The sequence below is a fragment of the Vermiculatibacterium agrestimuris genome (genome assembly GCF_943193085.1).
In the GTDB taxonomy this organism is placed as follows: domain Bacteria; phylum Bacillota; class Clostridia; order Oscillospirales; family Oscillospiraceae; genus Vermiculatibacterium; species Vermiculatibacterium agrestimuris.
The window spans coordinates 54,930-71,196 of record NZ_CALPCU010000012.1; the positions used below are offsets into that span (position 1 = coordinate 54,930).

A 16,267-nucleotide genomic window follows, 5' to 3' on the forward strand; every position below is an offset into this window, starting at 1 on the left:
ATTCTTGTGCTTATTCTCATTGTACCACAAAAAAAGGAAATTACAATCACTTTTTTACCCCTGGGCCTCAATGATGGTGATCTGGCTGGCGGGAACGCCGGTCTCCCCGGTGACAATCTCTACGATCCGGGCCACATCGGCGTCCTGCAGGCCCTCCTCCGTGGCGGAGACCACCACGGAGACGCCCCCATCGCTGATGAAGGCCACACAGTCGGCGTACCCCTTGGCCACCACCAGGTTCTCGATCTGAGCCTCGGAGACGGTGGTGGAGGCCAGGGTCTCGATGGCCACCCCGGCGTCCGCCTTGGCGGCGTCCTCGGCGGTGTCGCTGCCCAGAGTCTCCTGGAGCATCCCCAGGGCACTGTCACGGGCCTGCTGCCGGTTGAGCCGGGCAGAGGCGAAGTAGCCGGTGGAGGCGCCCGCCGGAGCGCTCTCTGCGGGGGTCTCCGCCGGGGTAACTGCGGGCAGAAGGGGGTCGTTGGTCTTCCCGTCCACCAGGGCCGCCTGTCCCAGCGTCTTGCCCACATCGGTGCTCTCCTTCTCATAAGACCAGTTGAGATACACCGCCACACAGACGAACAGGACGATGGCGGCCACCACCGCATTGCGTTTCCAGAGTTTCATAGCTTTTTTCCTCACTTTCCCTTACAAATCGAGATCTGATCCGCGCCCAATCCGGTGAGGGCGGAGACCGCTTGGTTCAATGCCAGCCTGACCAGGGGATCGTCGCCCCCCTGGGCCACCACCAGCGCGCCCCGGTAGGCCGGGGCCAGCTCCTGGAGGCGCACCGCCTCCTGTGTACGGTCGCCCTTGGAGAGAAGCACGGAGGTGGTCTCCCGACTGGTCTTCTCCCCCTCCTGGGTGGCGCTTCCGTCCTGGGCGATGACCTGACGGGGGCCCGCGTCCAGGGTCAGCACCACCGTCACCTCTCCCGCCCCCTCCACCTGAGTAAGGGCCTTTTCCAGCTTCCGTTCCAGCTGCGCCGCCTGGAAGAGATCCGTCTCCTCCGCCGGGGCAGCCTTCTCCGCCGTCTCCCCGCCCGGCCACAGCAGGAGCAGGGCTCCCACCGCCGCCACCAGGAAAACATACTTGTACCGTTTCAGGGCCTCCATCCAGCGCAGGCCCGCCTCTGCTGCCTTCATGTTCCCTCCTTTTGAAAGCTCTGACGTTCCGGGGGAATGTCCAGCTCCCGGGCGATGAGATCGCTGAGGGCCTGACGCTGGCTCTCGTTCCAGGTTCCCCGCACCGTCACCTGCCAGGGCACCGTCCAGCCGCTCCCATCGTCCTCCGCCTGGGTCTGCGCCGTACATTCCATCCCCAGCGCGCCGCCTTTGTCCACAATATATGCGCTTGTCTTTTCCTCTATGAGGGTTTTCATCACGTCCTCTCCCGTCCGGGCCGCCGCCTCCTGCTCCCAGGCGCCCGCCGTCACCGCCAGCGTCCCCGGCTCCAGGCTCAAAAGGGGCTTCGCCACCGCCAGCAGAAGCACCATACCCCCCACCAGCCGGCCCACCTTCTTCACCGCCCCCTCCGGAGTGAGGGCCTGAGCCAGCGCCACCGCCAGGGCCGCCGCCGTCACCCCCAGCAGCCACTCCCGCACCGCGCTCATCCGCCCACCGCCTTGATGGAGGTGATGAGGGCTATGTAAAGGATCATGGCGGAGCCGCCGGTCATACCCAGTACCAGGGCGAAGGCGGAGCCGATGGCGTCCACCAGTCCGGCGGTGGGGCCGGGGGAGACCGTGGCGCACAGGGCGGCGGCAAGCTTGTACACCAGATAGTGACAGCCCAGCTGGAGAAAGGGGATGAGGCAGACGCACAGCACCGCCAGCAAACCCGCCACTCCCACCGTCCCCTTCAGCACGCCCGCTCCCGCCACCACCGTCTCGGCGGCGTCGGAGAGGATGCCGCCCACCACCGGCACCATACCGGAGATGGCGGTCTTGGCCGCCTTTTGGGTCAGCGCGTCGGCGTTGCCCGCCACCGCGCCGCTGACGGTGAGGTAAACCACAAAGCCGGTGAAGAGCAGGGACAAAAGTCCCCCCGCCGCCCACTTCAGCAGCTCTCCCACCCGTTTCAGCCCGTCGTTTCCCAGGGCGGCGTGGGCGGCGCAGGCGGCCACATAGGCGTAGATCAGGGGCAGGATGAGCTGCTCCGCCACCGTCAAGAGCAGATTGAGAAACAAGAGGGTAGCCCCCTGCCGCGCCACGGCGGCGGCGGGCTGTCCCCCTGCGGCGCACAGGGCGGTGACCACCGGCAGCAGCAGCTTGGAGAAGTCGTCCATACGCTCCATGGCCTGCCGGCCCAGCCCCAGCAGGGCGTTGACGTCGATGACGGCGATGGCGGTCACCGCCGCCGCCCCCGCCAGACGGATGGGATCCAGTCCTCCGCCCCCCAGCTCCTCCCGCAGGGTCTCGCTGACGGCACACAGCAGGGTCACCGCCAGCAGCAGGGCCCCACTCCGGCCGGAGCGGCGGAGGATGCCGGGCAGCTCCTTGCTGCCCGTATCCAGAATGGCTCTGGCCCCGGCGGCAAAATCCCCGGAGGAGGCCTCCTCAATGTCCAGATAACCGTCCAGGTAGCGCTCCGAGGCCCGGTGAAACTCCTCCACCCCGGCCGCCTCTTCCAATCCGGCCGCCCGGGCGGGGAGAAGAAGGAGGAAGAGCAGGGCCAGGAGGGTGAGAAGGGGCCTCACAGCAGACCTCCCAAGGTGGTGAACACCGCCTCCACCAGCGGCAGGGCGGCCAGCAGGGCCAGGGCGGCCCCCGCCGTCTCCAGGAAGGCCGCCACGCCCCCCTCCCCCGCGTCCTTGCACACCGCAGAGGCAAGGCGGGTGACCACACCCACTCCCACAGTCTTCCACACAGGTTTCCACACCTCCGCAGAGAGTCCCGCGGTGCGGGCCAGGGAGTCCGCCAGGCCCCGCACCCCCGCGATGGCCTCCACGGCCTGTCCCAGCAGAAGGCATCCCGCCCCCAGGGCCAGCGCCACCGCCAGCTCCGGAACCCTGCCCCGGAGGGTAAGGGCGCACAGCGCGGCGGTCACCGCCACAGCGGCCAGCTTCAGGATATCCATGGCCCCTCACAGTCCGAACAGCCCCTTCACCAGAAGGAAGAGGTCGCTGATCTTCTCCACCACCATCATCAGCACCACCACCAGTCCCGCCAGTGTGGTCATCATGGCCTGCTCGTCCCGGCCCGACCGGGCCAGCACCTGGTTGAGCACCGCCACGAGGATCCCAATGGCGGCGATGCGGAAGATGAAATCTACGTCCATATTTGTTCCTCTTTCGTCTCAAAAGGGTGAATTACAGTAACAGGATCGCCGTAAAAAGTCCAAGGGACAGTCCGACGGCGGCCCAGGTCTTCCCACCGCGGCGCAGCTCCTCCCGGACTTGGGCGGCGCGCGTCTCCAGCTCTGCGCCGGCCCGTTCCACCGCCTGGCGCTGACTTTCGCCGTCATACCGCCCCAAAACGGCTCCCAGCCGGGAGAGAAGCTCTATGTCCTCTGGTACCAGCGGCGGCGCGCAGGTTTGAAGGGCCTGGCCCCAGATGGCCTCAAAGCTCTTCTCCCCCAAGTGCTCCAGTTCTCCCGCCGCCGTGAGCAGGGCAGTCCGGGCCGGCTCCGAGGCCCGGCGGGCTCCCATATTCAGCAGTTCCTCCATGGGCGGCAGCCGAAAGGCCAGCTCCGCCGCAAGCAGGGCCAGAGCGGCGCGCCAGCTGTCCAAAGCGGCGCGGCGGCGCTCCCGCTCCTCCGCCGCCCCCAGGCCCAGAGCCAGTCCGCCCCCCGCCAGCAGGAGGGCCCCCACCAGCCTCAGCATGGCAGGGCCTCCACCCGGTAGTAGGAGCCCAGTCTCCGCCGGTCGATGGTCACCGCCTGGGAAAAGAGCCCCCGTTCCAGCAAAGAGCGGTAGAGGGGCTTGCACGTCAGGTCGTCCACGCCGTCGGCGTGGACGGTGGCCAGCAGCTTCACCCCGCAGTTGCCGCACCGCTCCAGGGCGGCGCAGTCGGCGGGAAGGGTGATCTCATCGCAGGAGAGCACCTGGGGATTCATGCCCCGCAGGAGCATCATCAGACCCTGGGCCTTGGGGCAGCCCTCCAGCACGTCGGTGCGCTCTCCCACATCGAACTGGGGCAGGCCCTCCCACAGGGCGGCCACCTCCCCCCGCTCGTCAGCCAGTCCCACCCGCAGGGGCGGCCCGGCCGACCCGTTGGAAATGAGGCGGACAAGATCCCGCAGAAGGGTGGTCTTCCCCTGTCCCGGCGGGGCCAGAAGAAGGGTGTTGGGAAGCCGTCCGCCCTCCATCAATTCGGAGAGCACCTGCTCGCCGCAGCCGGGGACAGCCCGGGCCACCCGCAGGTTCAGAGAGGAGAGCTGACGCAGATTTTTCACCTGCCCCTCCTCTGCCGTCACCGTGCCGCACAGGCCCAGACGGTGGCCGCCCCGCACGGTGAAGTAGCCCTGCCGCACCCGCTCCAGGGCAGTGTGGGCGCTGGCTCCGGTGGCGATCTCCACCGTCAGGGCCAGATCCCGGGTCGTCACCTCTCCACAGCCGGGTAGGGGCAGCTCGTCGCTGCCCACCACCACGGCAGGCGGACGGCCGCCCCGCAGGCGGATCTCCTCCACCCGGCGGCGCACCAGGGCCGGGAGGGCCTGCGCCCCCCGGCGCAGGCCGGGGGGCAGCAGCATCGCCGCCTGGTCGAACGGCTCCATACCCATCCCTCCTCTTTTGTGTTTCTTTGCCCTATGTCTATGAGGGCTCGTCCGGAATTATGAACGCGGGCATAAAAAAAGAGGACAGGCTTTCGCCTGTCCTCTTCGCAACCGCTATTTTTGTTAAACCCAGCTCTCCTCGCTCTCATGCTTCCGATCCCGGGCCATGAGCGCCGTGATGGCCTCCTTGGGATCCCGGCCCTCGTAGAGCACCTGGCAGGCGGCCTGGGTAATGGGCATCTCCACCCCCGTCTTGTCCGCCAGGGCCTTGGCGTTGGCAGCGGCATAGTAGCCCTCCACCACCATGCCCATCTCCTTTACCGCCCGCTCCGGCGGCGTGCCCTTGCCGATGGCGATGCCGCAGCGGCGGTTCCGGGAGTGCATGGAGGTACAGGTGACGATCAGGTCGCCCAGACCGGCAAGGCCGGCGAAGGTCTCCTTCCGCCCTCCCAGAGCCTCCCCCAGCCGGGCGATCTCCGAAAGGCCGCGGGTCATAAGGGCGGCCTTGGTGTTGTCCCCGCAGCCCACGCCGTCGCAGACGCCGGCGCACAGGGCAATAACGTTCTTCAGCGCCGCCCCCAGCTCCACTCCCACCACGTCGTCGGTGGTGTAGACCCGGAAGCGTCCGTTCATAAAGAGATCCTGCACCAGCTCCGCCGCAGCCTGGTCACGGGAGGCCGCCACCACCGCCGTGGGAACATGCCGGCCCACCTCCTCCGCGTGGGAGGGGCCGGACAGGGCCACAATGGGGTGGTCTCCCCCCACCTCCTGGGCGATGACCTCGGTGAGGGTGAGGGAGCTGTCCTTCTCCACGCCCTTGGACACAGAGACGATGACCGCCCCCGGCTCCAGCAGGGGCTTCACCTGCCGGGCGGTGGAGCGGACGGCAAAGGAGGGAGTGGCCAGCACCACCGCGCCGCAGCCCTTTACGCAGGCAATGTCAGCGGTGAGCTCCAGCTCCCCGGGCAAAGGCACGCCGGGGAGAACGGGGTTCTCCCCCTTGGCCCGCAGAGTGGCGCTCTCCTCTTCTAAATAAGACCAGAGCCTGACCTGATGGCCGTTTTCCAGCAGCACCAGGGCCAGGGCCGTGCCCCAGCCGCCGGAGCCCAAGACGGTGATGGTCATAGGATTCACTCCTTCTTTTTGTGGAAGCTCAGCTTGTTTTCTTCGCCCTTCAAAAGCCGCTTGATGTTCCCCCGGTGCATCCAGAGCACCAGCGCCCCCAGAAGGACAGCCAGGGTCATCACCACCGGATCGTGGCTGACAAAGAGCCAGGTGCCGATAGGAAAGGCGGCGGCGGCAAAGACCGAGCCCAGGGAGACATAGCGGGTCAGCAGGGCCAGGATGAGAAACCCGCCCCACACCAGCAGGGCCAGCCGCCAGTCCAGCATAATGGCGATGGTACCCCCGGAGAGAACGCCCTTGCCCCCCTTGAAGCCGAATATGCAGGGGAAGATGTGGCCTAAGAGACAGAAGCTGCCGGCCCAGTACTTGGCCAGAACAATGAATTCTGCCCTGTGCCCGCCAAAATCATAGAGGCTTCCAACGATCCACATACTCAGAAGGATCGCGATCACCGCTTTCAGCACGTCGATCAGAATGACCGCCAGGGTCAATGGGCCGCCAAAGGTGCGGTGGAAATTGGTCAGCCCCGCGTTGCCGCTACCGTGGTTGCGCACATCATCACGCAAAATGTATTTGGAGATGATGACCGCTCCGTTCGAGCAGCCTAAGAAGTAAGCGAAGACAGCTGTGCCCAAAAACGCCGCCGCGACGGCCCCCCAGCCCACCGACAGGAATTCCTCCCACATGGGGACCATGCAGTTCATCATCACAGGATCGTCCATTTCTTACCCCTCCTTGTCGCCCTTCTGGCGAATAGTGATCTTCACCGGGGTACCCTCCAGGCCGAAGGTGGCCCGGATCTGGTTTTCCAGATACCGCTGGTAGGAGAAGTGGAAGAGCTTGGCGTCGTTGCAGAAGATGACGAAGTGAGGGGGCTTGATCCCCACCTGGGTCATATAGTAGACCTTCAGCCGCTTGCCCTTGTCCGTGGGGGGCTGAACCCGGGCGGTGGCGTCGTTGAGCACGTCGTTGAGCATGCCGGTGGTGATGCGCATGGCGGCCTGGTTCGCCACATCGTTGATGGCGTCGAACAGCCGCTCCACCCGGGAGCCGGTGAGGGCGGAGATGAAGAGGATGGGGGCGTAGGTCATATAGCTCAAGTCCCGGCGGATGTCCTTGCACATCCTGTCCATGGTCTTGTCGTCCTTTTCCACCGCGTCCCACTTGTTGACCACGATGATGCTGGCCTTCCCCGCCTCGTGGGCAAGGCCGGCCACCTTGGTGTCCTGCTCGGTGACCCCCTCATTGGCGTCGATCATGATAAGGCACACGTCGCACCGCTCGATGGCCAGGGTGGCCCGGAGGACAGAGAACTTCTCCACCCGGTCGTCCACCCGGCTCTTCCTTCTCATGCCGGCGGTGTCGATGAAGAGGTACCGCCCCTTCTCATTTTCAAAGTAGTTGTCCACCGCGTCCCGGGTGGTGCCCGCCACGTCGGAGACAATGACCCGCTCCTGGCCCAGGATGCGGTTGACCAGAGAGGACTTGCCCACATTGGGCTTGCCGATGATGGCCACCTTGGTCACGTCCTCGTCCTCCTCTTCCCCCTCGCCCTCGGGGAAGTAGCGGAAGCACTCGTCCAGAAGGTCACCGGTGCCGTGGCCGTGGACGGCGGAGACGGGGACGGGATCCCCCAGCCCCAGGTTGTAGAACTCGTAGATATCCGGATTTTCCGGCCCGGTGGAGTCCATCTTGTTCACCGCCAGAACCACCGGCTTGCCCGACTTGAGGAGCATGGAGGCCACCTCCTGGTCGGAGGCAGTGAGGCCGGTCTGGATATCGCAGAGGAAGATGATAACGGTGGCATTGTCTATGGCGATCTCCGCCTGACGGCGCATGAACAGCAGCATCTCGCTGTCGGTACCCGGCTCAATGCCGCCGGTGTCCACCAGGTCGAACTTCCGGCCCCGCCACTCACAGGGGGCGTAAAGCCGGTCCCGGGTGACGCCCGGCGTGTCCTCCACAATGCTGAGCCGCTGCCCGGTGAGCTTATTGAAGAGCATGGATTTTCCCACATTGGGACGGCCTACGATGGCCACCAGAGGTCTCGCCATGGAAAACACTTCCTTTCGCTTTTGGTAGTATATCATAGTGGGGAGAAAATATCAATCAGGGGAAAAGAGCAAAAAAAGAAGAGAGGAATCTCTTCCCCTCTCCCTCTTTTTCCTTCCCTCATTACTGAGCGGCGGCCTCGGTCTTGCTGAAGTCGTGACCGTTGTAGCTCAGGCAGGACTTACACATCCGATGGGGCAGGCGATAGGCCCCGCACTTGGGGCAGGTGGTGACGCCGGGGGTCTCCAGCTTCCACACGGCGCTGCGGCGCTTGTTCCGGCGCTGCTTGGACACTTTACTCTTGGGAACTGCCATCTATGACACCTCCTTAACGTGACAGGGGCAATTCGTTGCTCATGTTTCTTTGGCGCCTTCCGGCTCCTTATCCAAAAGTTTTGCCAATACGGCAAAACGAGGATCCAGTTCCTTCCCGCATCCGCAGGGCCCGTCGTTGAGGTCCTTCCCGCACCTGGGGCACAGCCCCGCGCAGTCCTCCCGGCAGAGATGCTTCCCATCCCAGCCCAGAATACAGGCGGTGGTAAACAAAGCATCCAGATCCACCTGGCCGTTCTCCAGCAGGACGATCTCGTCGTTCTCCTCGTCCTCCAGCTCTTCGGCCAGAAGGGTCTCCACCGGGATATCCACCTGCAGCGTGATGGGCTTCAGGCACCGATCACACCTGGACTCCACCGTGGAGCGGGCGCTGCCAGAGAGCACCAGAGCTCCGGCCATGTTCCGAACGGTGCCGGAGACCTCCACAGGCGCCTGAAAGGGCCGCTCTCCAAAGAGCTCCGTCTGGGACAGATCCAGCGTGCAGGAAAAATCCCGGCTCGCTCCGGGGACATGGATGATCTCTTTTAAATCCAAACGCATAGTGTTCTCCTCGCAACGGTACAGCGGACATTATAACGAAAATTTTGTCCCATGTCAAATACTTTCTTCAATTTTTTCCTCCTTTGTGATAGAATACTTTCACATGAAACGGGAGGAATGGCCGTGAGAGAGTTCACCATGGGAAAAAACGACGCCGGGCAGCGGCTTGACCGCTGGCTGGGCAAGGCTTTGCCCCTCCTGCCCGCCCCGCTGGCCCAAAAGTATATCCGCCTCAAGCGGGTGAAGGTCAACGGCAAGGGCGCGGCGCGGGACTACCGGCTCCAGGTGGGCGACCTGCTCCAGCTCTACATCAACGACGAATTTTTCGACGCCCCCCGGGAGGACAACGCCTTTCTCTCCGTCTTCACGCCTCAGTTGGATATCGTCTACGAGGATGAGAACATTATCGTGTGCTCCAAGCGGCCCGGACTTTTGTGCCACCCCGACGAACACGAGTATGTCTCCACCCTCATCACCCATATCCAGGCCTACCTCTATCAAAAGAAAGAGTGGTCGCCCAAGTGGGAGGGGGCCTTTGCTCCCGCCCTGTGCAACCGCATCGACCGCAATACCGGCGGGCTGGTCATCGCCGCCAAGACCGCCGAGGCCCTGCGGGTGATGAATCAGAAAATAAGAGACCGGGAGATCAGGAAATACTATCTGGCCGCCGTGGTGGGAAAAATGACGCCGCCCCAGGGGGAGTTGCGGGGCTTCCTTTTGAAGGACGAGAAGAAAAAGCAGGTGTCGGTCTACAAAAAGCCCGTCCCCGGCGGCAAGACCGCCGTCACCCGGTATAAGACCCTGCAGACGCGCGGCGGCCTGTCCCTTGTAGAGTGCGAGCTTTTGACGGGCCGCACCCATCAGATCCGGGCCCAGTTCGCCGCCGCCGGCCACCCCCTGCTGGGGGACGGGAAGTACGGCCGGCGGGAGGACAACCGCAAAACGGAGCGCAAGGGCCAGGCCCTGTGGTCTTACAGGCTCATCTTCGACTTCCCCACCGACGCCGGGGAGCTGGAATACTTAAAGGGCAAGACCCTGGAGGTGCCCCGGGGGGACATCGACTTCGTGGGGGAGTATTTTGGGTAATACAATCCTTGTGCTCCTGAGCGGCCACGGAGAAAAATTCTTTCGACAAACATATTGACAATTCCCGGCACACCGTGTATATTATGCCTTGTCAAAGGTCGTACCCAACCGACAGGTGGGTACGACCTTTTTCAACACCATCCAAAAAGCATGAAGAAGGAATGGGGGAGGATAAATGTCCAAAGAGCTGATCCGTCTATCGGACTGCGTCGTGAAATTCGACGACGAGATCATTCTCGATCATCTCAATCTCTACATCAATGACAAAGAATTTTTAACGCTCCTGGGCCCCAGCGGCTGTGGCAAGACCACCACGCTGAGGATCATTGGTGGGTTCCAAAAACCTACCTCCGGGGACGTTTTTTTTGACGGCCGACGATGTAACGACGTGCCGCCCCATAAACGGCAGGTGAACACGGTGTTTCAGAAGTACGCCCTGTTCACCCACATGAATATTTTCGAAAACGTGGCCTTCGGCCTGCGCATCGCCAAAACGCCTGAAGCCGAGATCACCCGCCGGGTGGAGGAGGCCCTGGAGCTCGTCAACCTGCCCGGCTACGGCAAGCGGCGGGTCAGCTCCCTGTCCGGCGGCCAGCAGCAGCGGGTGGCCATTGCCCGGGCCATCGTCAACCGGCCCCAGGTGCTGCTCCTGGACGAGCCTTTGGGGGCCTTGGATCTGAAGCTCCGCAAGGACATGCAGGTGGAGCTCAAGCGCATCCAGCGGGAGGTGGGCATCACCTTTATCTATGGTGACCCACGACCAGGAGGAGGCCCTCACCATGTCCGACACCGTGGTGGTCATGGACAAGGGCAATATCCAGCAGATCGGCGCCCCCGAGGACATCTACAACGAGCCCAAAAACGCCTTTGTGGCCGACTTTATCGGGGAGTCCAACATCATCGACGGCACCATGCCCGAGGACAAGGTGGTCAAGATGTATGGCCGGAAGTTCCCCTGCCTGGACGGCGGCTTTGCCCCGGGCGAGCCGGTGGACGTGGTCATCCGCCCCGAGGACATCGACATCGTCTCCCCGGAGGAGGGGCAGATCACCGGCACCGTCACCGAGGTCACCTTTAAGGGCATGCACTATGACATCATCGTGGACTTCCAGGGCTTTAAGTGGCTCATCCAGACCACGGACTATTCCCCTGAGGGGGCGAGGATCGGGGTGAAGATCGACCCCGACGGCTTCCACGTGATGCACAAAAGCGCCTATTCCGGTAAGTTTGGCGATTACAGTTCCTACTCTGACGAGTATGATGAGCTGAACGTAGACGCCGAGGCTGGATTGGAGGGCGACGATGAAGAGAACTAAGGCTTTCACCATCCCCTACACCATCTGGATGGCGCTTTTTGTGGTGGCTCCCATCCTCATGATCCTGATCTACGCCTTCTCTGGCGCGGACGGCGGGTTCACCCTGGCCAACTTCAGCACCATGGGCGACTATACCGTGGTGTTCGTGCGCTCCTTCCGTCTGGCCCTCATCGCCACGCTCATCTGCCTCGCCATCGGCTATCCGGTGGCCTATCTGCTCAGCAAAGAGGGGCCGCGGTTCCAGAGCGTCGCCACGGTGCTCATCATGCTGCCCATGTGGATGAACTTCCTTCTGCGCACCTACTCCTGGATGGCCATTCTGGAGAATAACGGCCTCATCAACCAGTTTTTGGGCCTTTTTGGCCTGGGGCCCTTCCAGATGATCGACACCCAGGGGGCGGTGGTGCTGGGCATGGTGTATAACTACCTGCCCTTTATGATCCTGCCCATCTACTCCGTCATCGTCAAGCTGGACAACTCCCTGGTGGAGGCGGCCCACGACCTGGGGGCCAACAGCGTGGTGGCCTTTCGCCGGGTCATCTTTCCCCTGTCTCTACCCGGGGTGCTCTCCGGCATCACCATGGTCTTCGTCCCCAGCGTATCCACCTTCGCCATCAGCACCATGCTGGGGGGCGGCACCGAGTACCTGCTGGGCGACCTCATCGAGCAGCAGTTCCTGGGCGGGGCCTATAATCCCCAGCTGGGGGCCGCCATCGCCCTGGTGATGATGGTCATTGTGGTGCTTTGTATGTGGGTGATGAACCGCTTCGGTGAGGGCGAGGAACAGGCGGTGGTACTATGAAGAAAAACTCCGCCTTCGGCCGTTTTTTTACGTTCCTGGTCTTCCTCTTTCTCTACGCCCCCATCATTCTGCTCATCATCTTCTCCTTCAACCAGAATAACAGTAACGTAGTCTGGGGGGGCTTTTCCCTCCACTGGTACAGGGAGCTGTTTCAGAACCGGATCATCATGCGAAGCCTCTACACCACCCTTCTGGTGTCTCTGCTGGCCACGGTGATCTCCACCATCGCCGGCACCTTTGCCGCCATCGGCTTCTACGGCCTGCGCCGGCGCGCCAGGAACGCCCTCACCACAGTAAACAACATCCCCATGATGAACGCCGACATCGTCACCGGCGTTGCCATGTGCCTGTTTTTCGTGGCCTTCTTCGCCCTGTGGAAGGACTTCGCCCTCTGGTTCAACTCTGTCCAGACCCTGCTGGTGCTGCCCACCCGGCTCACCCTGGGCTTCCCCACCCTGCTCATCGCCCACATCACCTTCGACATCCCCTATGTGCTTCTGTCGGTAAGCCCCAAGCTGCGCCAGCTGGACAAGAACCTCATTGACGCCGCCCAGGATTTGGGCTGCACCTGGTTCCAGGCTTTTTACAAGGTGATCCTGCCGGAGATCAAGCCGGGCATCGTCTCCGGGGCCCTCACCGCCTTCACCATGAGCATCGACGACTTCATCATCAGCTACTTCACCGCCGGCTCCTCCTCTTCCACCCTGGCCATGACCATCTACGGCATGACCAAGAAGCGGGTGAGCCCGGAGATCAACGCCATCTCCACCATCCTCTTTGTCACCGTGATCCTCCTGCTGGCCGTTATCAATATCCGGGAGGCCCGGCTGGAGAAGATGGCCCAGCGCCGCCAGGCCGCCCCCTCCGCCACGGTGGCGGAGATGGCCGGCCAAAAGCCCCACCGCACCCCCTTCCTGGCAAAGGCGGCAGCGGCTGTGGCTTGTGCCGCCGTGCTCGTCACCGCGGTGGTGGGCGCCTTCCAGAACACCCGCCAGCCGGTGGTGAACGTGTGCTCCTGGGGGGAGTATATCGACGAGGAACTCATCACCCAGTTTGAGGAGGAGACGGGCATCCTGGTCAACTACCAGACCGCCGAGAGCAACGAGGCCCTCTACTCCCTGCTGAAAAGCGGCGCGGGGGATTACGACGTCATCGTCCCCTCCGACTATATGATCTCGCAGCTTATCGAGGAGGATATGCTGGAGAAGCTGGACTACAGCAGCATCCCCAACTTCTCCCTCATCGACGACCGCTTCAAAAACCTGCCCTACGACCCCACCAACGAGTACACTGTCCCCTATACCTGGGGCACCGTGGGCATCATCTACAACACCGCCATGGTGACCGAACCCCCCGCCAGTTGGAGCGTCATGTTTGACGACCAGTACGCCGGGAACGTGCTCATGTTCCGCAACTCCCGGGACGCCATGGCCACCGCCCTGCTCTATCTGGGGTATTCCCTGAACACCACCGATGAAGCGGAGCTGCGCCAGGCCGCCGGCCTCATTGCCGACGCCAAAAGCCGCGGGGTCTACCAGGCCTTTGTCATGGACGAGATCCTCCAGAAGATGGAGGGGGGCAACGCCGCCATCGGCGCCTACTACGCCGGGGACTACCTCTCCATGGCGGAGAACAACCCCGATCTGGCCTTCGTTGTGCCTGAGGAGGGCTCCAACTGGTTCGTGGACGCCATGTGCGTGCTCAAGGACGCCCCCCATTACGAGGAGGCCATGGCCTGGATCAATTTCATCGCCTCCACCGAAGCCAATCTCCGCAACATGGACTTTATCTGGTACGCCTCCCCCAACAAAGAGGCCCTGGAGCAGTATCCCGCTTACTACGAGGCCCTCTATGAGGAGGAGCTGGATCAGGAGACCTACGAGACCATGGCCGCCCCGGCGGAAGTTCTGGAGCGGTGTGAGTCCTATGTATCTCTTCCCACGGAGACCCGGCGGCTCTACAATGAACTGTGGATCGGTCTGGGAATTCAATAAGGAGGAATTTGTATGTCTGTCGCAATTGGACTGACGGGCCGGGCCGAGACCGCGGTAGTTCACGAAAACACCGCCGCCGCTGTGGGCAGCGGGCTGCTGCCCGTCTTCGCCACTCCCATGATGGTGGCCCTGATGGAAAACGCCGCCGTCAACGCCCTGGAGGGACATCTGGCCGATGGAGAGGGCAGCGTAGGTACCCGTCTGGATATCTCCCACGACGCCGCCACCCCCGTGGGGATGAAGGTCTGGGCTGAGGCGGAGCTCACCGCCGTGGACGGCCGGGCTCTCACCTTCGCCGTCACCGCCTATGACGACGGCGGCGTCATAGGCAAGGGTGTCCACGGCCGGTTTCTCATTGACAACGCCCGCTTTCTGGCCAAAGCGGAAAAGAAAGCGGGGCGCGGGGCATGAAAGGCAAGAAAAGCCTGATGGCGGCCGCCGGGCTCTATCTGATCCTGGGTCTGGTGCTTCTTCTCTTCCCCGGGCTCACCACCGCCGTGTTCTGCGTGGCGGTGGGTGTGCTTTTGCTGCTCTACGGGGTCGTCACCATCCTCAGCTTCTTCGCCCACCGGGGCAGCAGCACCAGCTTTACCTTCCAGGCTGAGCTGATCCTGGGCATCCTCTCTGCCATCGTGGGCGCCTTCTTCCTCACCCACTCCGACTTTATCATCTCCATCATCCCCGCAATCCTGGGCCTCTACGTGGTCATCGACGGCCTGGTGAACCTGAAGCGGGGGCTGGATATGCGCGCCTTCGGCTACGCCGGCTGGACGGCCACGCTGGTCATGTCCCTGGTCTCTCTGACACTGGGGGCCGTCATTCTCCGGCATCCCTTCGGCGTGGGTCTGACCCTGTGGCGCATGATCGGCGCCGCCTTCCTCTATCAGGGCCTGTCCGATCTTTGGGCCATCCTCACCCTGAACAAGCTCACAAAGGACGAATAAATCTGAAAAAAGCCCGGCGCATAAGCGCCGGGCTTTTTTCAGCCATCTCCCCGCAGAACATTGTGGACGTATGCCTCCAGCTCATCCATGGATTTCACATGTCCCTTTTTGGAAATGATCTGTTCCCTGGCATACTGGGGGATCTGACTGAACAGCGCGGACGCCTTGGGTTCTCCGGAGAGCAGCGCCTCCAGATTCTTATACTGCTTCATCTTCTCTCACCTCGCCTTCAGTTTCTCCGCCCATATCTCTCCCATACCCGGAAAATTCAGGTTGCATCCGCCCTTTGATGGGTGTACAATAACAATAGCTTCCTTTCGTGAAACGAATCAAATGATCAGGAGGGATCGGTATGCAGTATAAGATCATCGGTGAGCCTCTTCCCGTGGTGGAGTGCCAGCTCGCCGCAGGAGAAGCTATGATCACCGAGCGGGGCTCCATGTGCTGGATGAGTCCCAACATGAAGATGGAGACCAGCGCGGGAGGCATGGGCAAGGCCTTTGGCCGCATGTTCTCCGGGGAGTCCATGTTCCAGAATACATACACCGCCCAGGGCGGTGCGGGAATGATCACCTTCGCCTCCAGCTTCCCCGGCTCCATCCGGGTCATTGACATCGCCCCCGGCCGGGAGGTGGTGGTGCAGAAGTCCGGCTTCCTGGCCTCCGAGGCGGGGATAGAGCTGTCCGTCTTCTTCCAGAAAAAGGCCAGCGCCGGCTTCTTCGGCGGCGAGGGCTTCATCATGCAGAAGCTCTCCGGTCAGGGCACCGCCTTTGTGGAGATCGACGGCTACGCCGTGGAGTACGAACTGGCTCCCGGCCAGCAAATGGTCATCGACACTGGCTATTTGGCCATGTGTGACGCCTCCTGTTCCATCGACATCCAGCAGGTCAAGGGGGTCAAAAACGTCCTCTTCGGCGGCGAGGGCCTCTTCAATACGGTGGTCACCGGCCCGGGCAAGATCGTTTTGCAAACCATGCCCGTCAGCAGCTTTGCCTCCGCGCTGAGCCCCTTCGTCTCCTCCGGCAGCTGACTCTCAGCGGGGGGCCGGGAACCACATCCCGGCCCCCGCTCTCTTTCGGGCACAAAAATTCAGGAAAACACTTGACAATCCGCTGGTATTTGGTATAATGATTCTTGCGTCTGCGACAGCGGCGCGAAAATAGCGGGTTTGTGTAAGGGTAGCACAGCAGACTCTGACTCTGTATGTGAGGGTTCGAATCCTTCACCCGCTGCCAAAAAGATAGCTCGGAGCATAGCTCTGGGCTATCTTTTTTATACAGTAGACTGAGATTTGAACCCTCACTATTTCAATCGGTTCCCGCTTGCGAAGCAAGCGGTGGGGGGGGGGGGGGGGGGGGGGGGG

The 16,267-nt window shown here is 62.6% G+C and carries 20 protein-coding genes, 1 tRNA gene and 1 pseudogene; 8 read left to right on the forward strand and 14 right to left on the reverse strand.

Annotated elements, in window-relative coordinates; genetic code table 11:
* Positions 1-54: 54 nt before the first annotated feature.
* The 13 genes from NFR87_RS05820 to NFR87_RS05880 all read right to left on the reverse strand — a co-directional run bounded on the left by NFR87_RS05820 (position 55) and on the right by NFR87_RS05880 (position 8,762).
* Positions 55-624, reverse strand: a complete 570-nt coding sequence (locus NFR87_RS05820; protein ID WP_251447630.1) for a SpoIIIAH-like family protein — start codon at positions 622-624, stop codon at positions 55-57.
* Positions 625-635: 11 nt separating this feature from the next.
* Entirely contained in the window at positions 636-1,142 is a 507-nt protein-coding gene (locus NFR87_RS05825; protein ID WP_251447633.1) for a stage III sporulation protein AG, read from the reverse strand.
* A complete protein-coding gene (locus tag NFR87_RS05830) occupies positions 1,139-1,609 on the reverse strand; it encodes a hypothetical protein (protein ID WP_251447634.1) in 471 nt (156 codons plus the stop codon). Before NFR87_RS05830 ends, NFR87_RS05825 begins: the two co-directional genes overlap by 4 nt.
* A complete protein-coding gene (locus NFR87_RS05835) occupies positions 1,606-2,694 on the reverse strand; it encodes a stage III sporulation protein AE (protein WP_251447636.1) in 1,089 nt (362 codons plus the stop codon). The genes NFR87_RS05830 and NFR87_RS05835 overlap by 4 nt, the downstream gene beginning before the upstream one ends.
* Positions 2,691-3,074 carry a SpoIIIAC/SpoIIIAD family protein gene (locus NFR87_RS05840; RefSeq protein WP_251447638.1) on the reverse strand — a complete coding sequence of 128 codons (384 nt, stop codon included), beginning with the start codon at positions 3,072-3,074 and terminating at the stop codon, positions 2,691-2,693. Before NFR87_RS05840 ends, NFR87_RS05835 begins: the two co-directional genes overlap by 4 nt.
* A gap of 6 nt (positions 3,075-3,080) precedes the next feature.
* Positions 3,081-3,275 (reverse strand): stage III sporulation protein AC, encoded by a 195-nt coding sequence (gene spoIIIAC, locus NFR87_RS05845; protein ID WP_251447640.1) that lies wholly within the window; start codon positions 3,273-3,275, stop codon positions 3,081-3,083.
* 31 nt (positions 3,276-3,306) lie between these two features.
* Complete coding sequence (locus tag NFR87_RS05850) at positions 3,307-3,819, reverse strand: stage III sporulation protein AB (protein WP_251447643.1); 513 nt, start codon at positions 3,817-3,819, stop codon at positions 3,307-3,309.
* Positions 3,813-4,712, reverse strand: coding sequence for a stage III sporulation protein AB (locus NFR87_RS05855; protein ID WP_251447645.1), 900 nt, complete (start codon positions 4,710-4,712; stop codon positions 3,813-3,815). Before NFR87_RS05855 ends, NFR87_RS05850 begins: the two co-directional genes overlap by 7 nt.
* Before the next feature lie 123 nt (positions 4,713-4,835).
* Complete coding sequence (locus NFR87_RS05860) at positions 4,836-5,837, reverse strand: NAD(P)H-dependent glycerol-3-phosphate dehydrogenase (RefSeq protein WP_251447647.1); 1,002 nt, start codon at positions 5,835-5,837, stop codon at positions 4,836-4,838.
* Positions 5,838-5,842: 5 nt separating this feature from the next.
* Complete coding sequence (locus tag NFR87_RS05865) at positions 5,843-6,523, reverse strand: glycerol-3-phosphate acyltransferase (RefSeq protein WP_420910706.1); 681 nt, start codon at positions 6,521-6,523, stop codon at positions 5,843-5,845.
* A gap of 39 nt (positions 6,524-6,562) precedes the next feature.
* Positions 6,563-7,891 (reverse strand): ribosome biogenesis GTPase Der, encoded by a 1,329-nt coding sequence (gene der / locus NFR87_RS05870; RefSeq protein WP_251447652.1) that lies wholly within the window; start codon positions 7,889-7,891, stop codon positions 6,563-6,565.
* A gap of 121 nt (positions 7,892-8,012) precedes the next feature.
* Positions 8,013-8,204: a 50S ribosomal protein L32 gene (gene rpmF / locus NFR87_RS05875; RefSeq protein ID WP_251447655.1), complete on the reverse strand. Its 192-nt coding sequence runs from the start codon at positions 8,202-8,204 to the stop codon at positions 8,013-8,015.
* Between the two features lie 39 nt (positions 8,205-8,243).
* Complete coding sequence (locus NFR87_RS05880) at positions 8,244-8,762, reverse strand: YceD family protein (RefSeq protein WP_251447658.1); 519 nt, start codon at positions 8,760-8,762, stop codon at positions 8,244-8,246.
* Between the two features lie 123 nt (positions 8,763-8,885).
* Between NFR87_RS05880 and NFR87_RS05885 the strand changes: the two genes are divergently transcribed.
* From NFR87_RS05885 to NFR87_RS05910, 6 genes and pseudogenes are all read left to right on the forward strand, one after another.
* Positions 8,886-9,848 (forward strand): RluA family pseudouridine synthase, encoded by a 963-nt coding sequence (locus NFR87_RS05885; protein WP_251447661.1) that lies wholly within the window; start codon positions 8,886-8,888, stop codon positions 9,846-9,848.
* Positions 9,849-10,023: 175 nt separating this feature from the next.
* Positions 10,024-11,164: pseudogene (locus NFR87_RS05890) on the forward strand (ABC transporter ATP-binding protein).
* Positions 11,151-11,966 carry an ABC transporter permease gene (locus NFR87_RS05895; RefSeq protein WP_251447664.1) on the forward strand — a complete coding sequence of 272 codons (816 nt, stop codon included), beginning with the start codon at positions 11,151-11,153 and terminating at the stop codon, positions 11,964-11,966. The pseudogene NFR87_RS05890 and the gene NFR87_RS05895 overlap by 14 nt, the downstream one beginning before the upstream one ends.
* Positions 11,963-13,960, forward strand: coding sequence for an extracellular solute-binding protein (locus tag NFR87_RS05900; RefSeq protein WP_251447667.1), 1,998 nt, complete (start codon positions 11,963-11,965; stop codon positions 13,958-13,960). Before NFR87_RS05895 ends, NFR87_RS05900 begins: the two co-directional genes overlap by 4 nt.
* Positions 13,961-13,972: 12 nt before the next feature.
* A complete protein-coding gene (locus NFR87_RS05905) occupies positions 13,973-14,371 on the forward strand; it encodes a thioesterase family protein (protein WP_251447670.1) in 399 nt (132 codons plus the stop codon).
* Complete coding sequence (locus NFR87_RS05910) at positions 14,368-14,904, forward strand: HdeD family acid-resistance protein (RefSeq protein ID WP_251447673.1); 537 nt, start codon at positions 14,368-14,370, stop codon at positions 14,902-14,904. The genes NFR87_RS05905 and NFR87_RS05910 overlap by 4 nt, the downstream gene beginning before the upstream one ends.
* Positions 14,905-14,942: 38 nt before the next feature.
* On the opposite strand, the gene NFR87_RS05915 is transcribed toward NFR87_RS05910, so the two are convergent.
* Positions 14,943-15,116 carry a hypothetical protein gene (locus tag NFR87_RS05915; RefSeq protein ID WP_251447676.1) on the reverse strand — a complete coding sequence of 58 codons (174 nt, stop codon included), beginning with the start codon at positions 15,114-15,116 and terminating at the stop codon, positions 14,943-14,945.
* A gap of 140 nt (positions 15,117-15,256) precedes the next feature.
* On the opposite strand from NFR87_RS05915, the gene NFR87_RS05920 reads away from it, so the two are divergent.
* Together NFR87_RS05920 and NFR87_RS05925 are read left to right on the forward strand one after the other, a co-directional pair.
* Positions 15,257-15,934: a TIGR00266 family protein gene (locus tag NFR87_RS05920; protein ID WP_251447679.1), complete on the forward strand. Its 678-nt coding sequence runs from the start codon at positions 15,257-15,259 to the stop codon at positions 15,932-15,934.
* A 131-nt stretch (positions 15,935-16,065) separates the two neighbouring features.
* Positions 16,066-16,139 (forward strand) — tRNA-Gln (locus NFR87_RS05925).
* Positions 16,140-16,267 lie beyond the last annotated feature (128 nt).

Coding starts and splice junctions, on each gene's coding strand:
- der (WP_251447652.1), bottom strand. CDS start 7,891: ATGGCGAGACCTCTGGTGGCCATCGTAGGCCGTCCCAATGTGGGAAAA.
- rpmF (WP_251447655.1), bottom strand. CDS start 8,204: ATGGCAGTTCCCAAGAGTAAAGTGTCCAAGCAGCGCCGGAACAAGCGC.
- spoIIIAC (WP_251447640.1), bottom strand. CDS start 3,275: ATGGACGTAGATTTCATCTTCCGCATCGCCGCCATTGGGATCCTCGTG.
- NFR87_RS05865 (WP_420910706.1), bottom strand. CDS start 6,523: ATGTGGGAGGAATTCCTGTCGGTGGGCTGGGGGGCCGTCGCGGCGGCG.
- NFR87_RS05920 (WP_251447679.1), top strand. CDS start 15,257: ATGCAGTATAAGATCATCGGTGAGCCTCTTCCCGTGGTGGAGTGCCAG.
- NFR87_RS05900 (WP_251447667.1), top strand. CDS start 11,963: ATGAAGAAAAACTCCGCCTTCGGCCGTTTTTTTACGTTCCTGGTCTTC.
- NFR87_RS05825 (WP_251447633.1), bottom strand. CDS start 1,142: ATGAAGGCAGCAGAGGCGGGCCTGCGCTGGATGGAGGCCCTGAAACGG.
- NFR87_RS05850 (WP_251447643.1), bottom strand. CDS start 3,819: ATGCTGAGGCTGGTGGGGGCCCTCCTGCTGGCGGGGGGCGGACTGGCT.
- NFR87_RS05905 (WP_251447670.1), top strand. CDS start 13,973: ATGTCTGTCGCAATTGGACTGACGGGCCGGGCCGAGACCGCGGTAGTT.
- NFR87_RS05915 (WP_251447676.1), bottom strand. CDS start 15,116: ATGAAGCAGTATAAGAATCTGGAGGCGCTGCTCTCCGGAGAACCCAAG.
- NFR87_RS05855 (WP_251447645.1), bottom strand. CDS start 4,712: ATGGAGCCGTTCGACCAGGCGGCGATGCTGCTGCCCCCCGGCCTGCGC.
- NFR87_RS05820 (WP_251447630.1), bottom strand. CDS start 624: ATGAAACTCTGGAAACGCAATGCGGTGGTGGCCGCCATCGTCCTGTTC.
- NFR87_RS05860 (WP_251447647.1), bottom strand. CDS start 5,837: ATGACCATCACCGTCTTGGGCTCCGGCGGCTGGGGCACGGCCCTGGCC.
- NFR87_RS05880 (WP_251447658.1), bottom strand. CDS start 8,762: ATGCGTTTGGATTTAAAAGAGATCATCCATGTCCCCGGAGCGAGCCGG.
- NFR87_RS05895 (WP_251447664.1), top strand. CDS start 11,151: ATGAAGAGAACTAAGGCTTTCACCATCCCCTACACCATCTGGATGGCG.
- NFR87_RS05910 (WP_251447673.1), top strand. CDS start 14,368: ATGAAAGGCAAGAAAAGCCTGATGGCGGCCGCCGGGCTCTATCTGATC.
- NFR87_RS05840 (WP_251447638.1), bottom strand. CDS start 3,074: ATGGATATCCTGAAGCTGGCCGCTGTGGCGGTGACCGCCGCGCTGTGC.
- NFR87_RS05830 (WP_251447634.1), bottom strand. CDS start 1,609: ATGAGCGCGGTGCGGGAGTGGCTGCTGGGGGTGACGGCGGCGGCCCTG.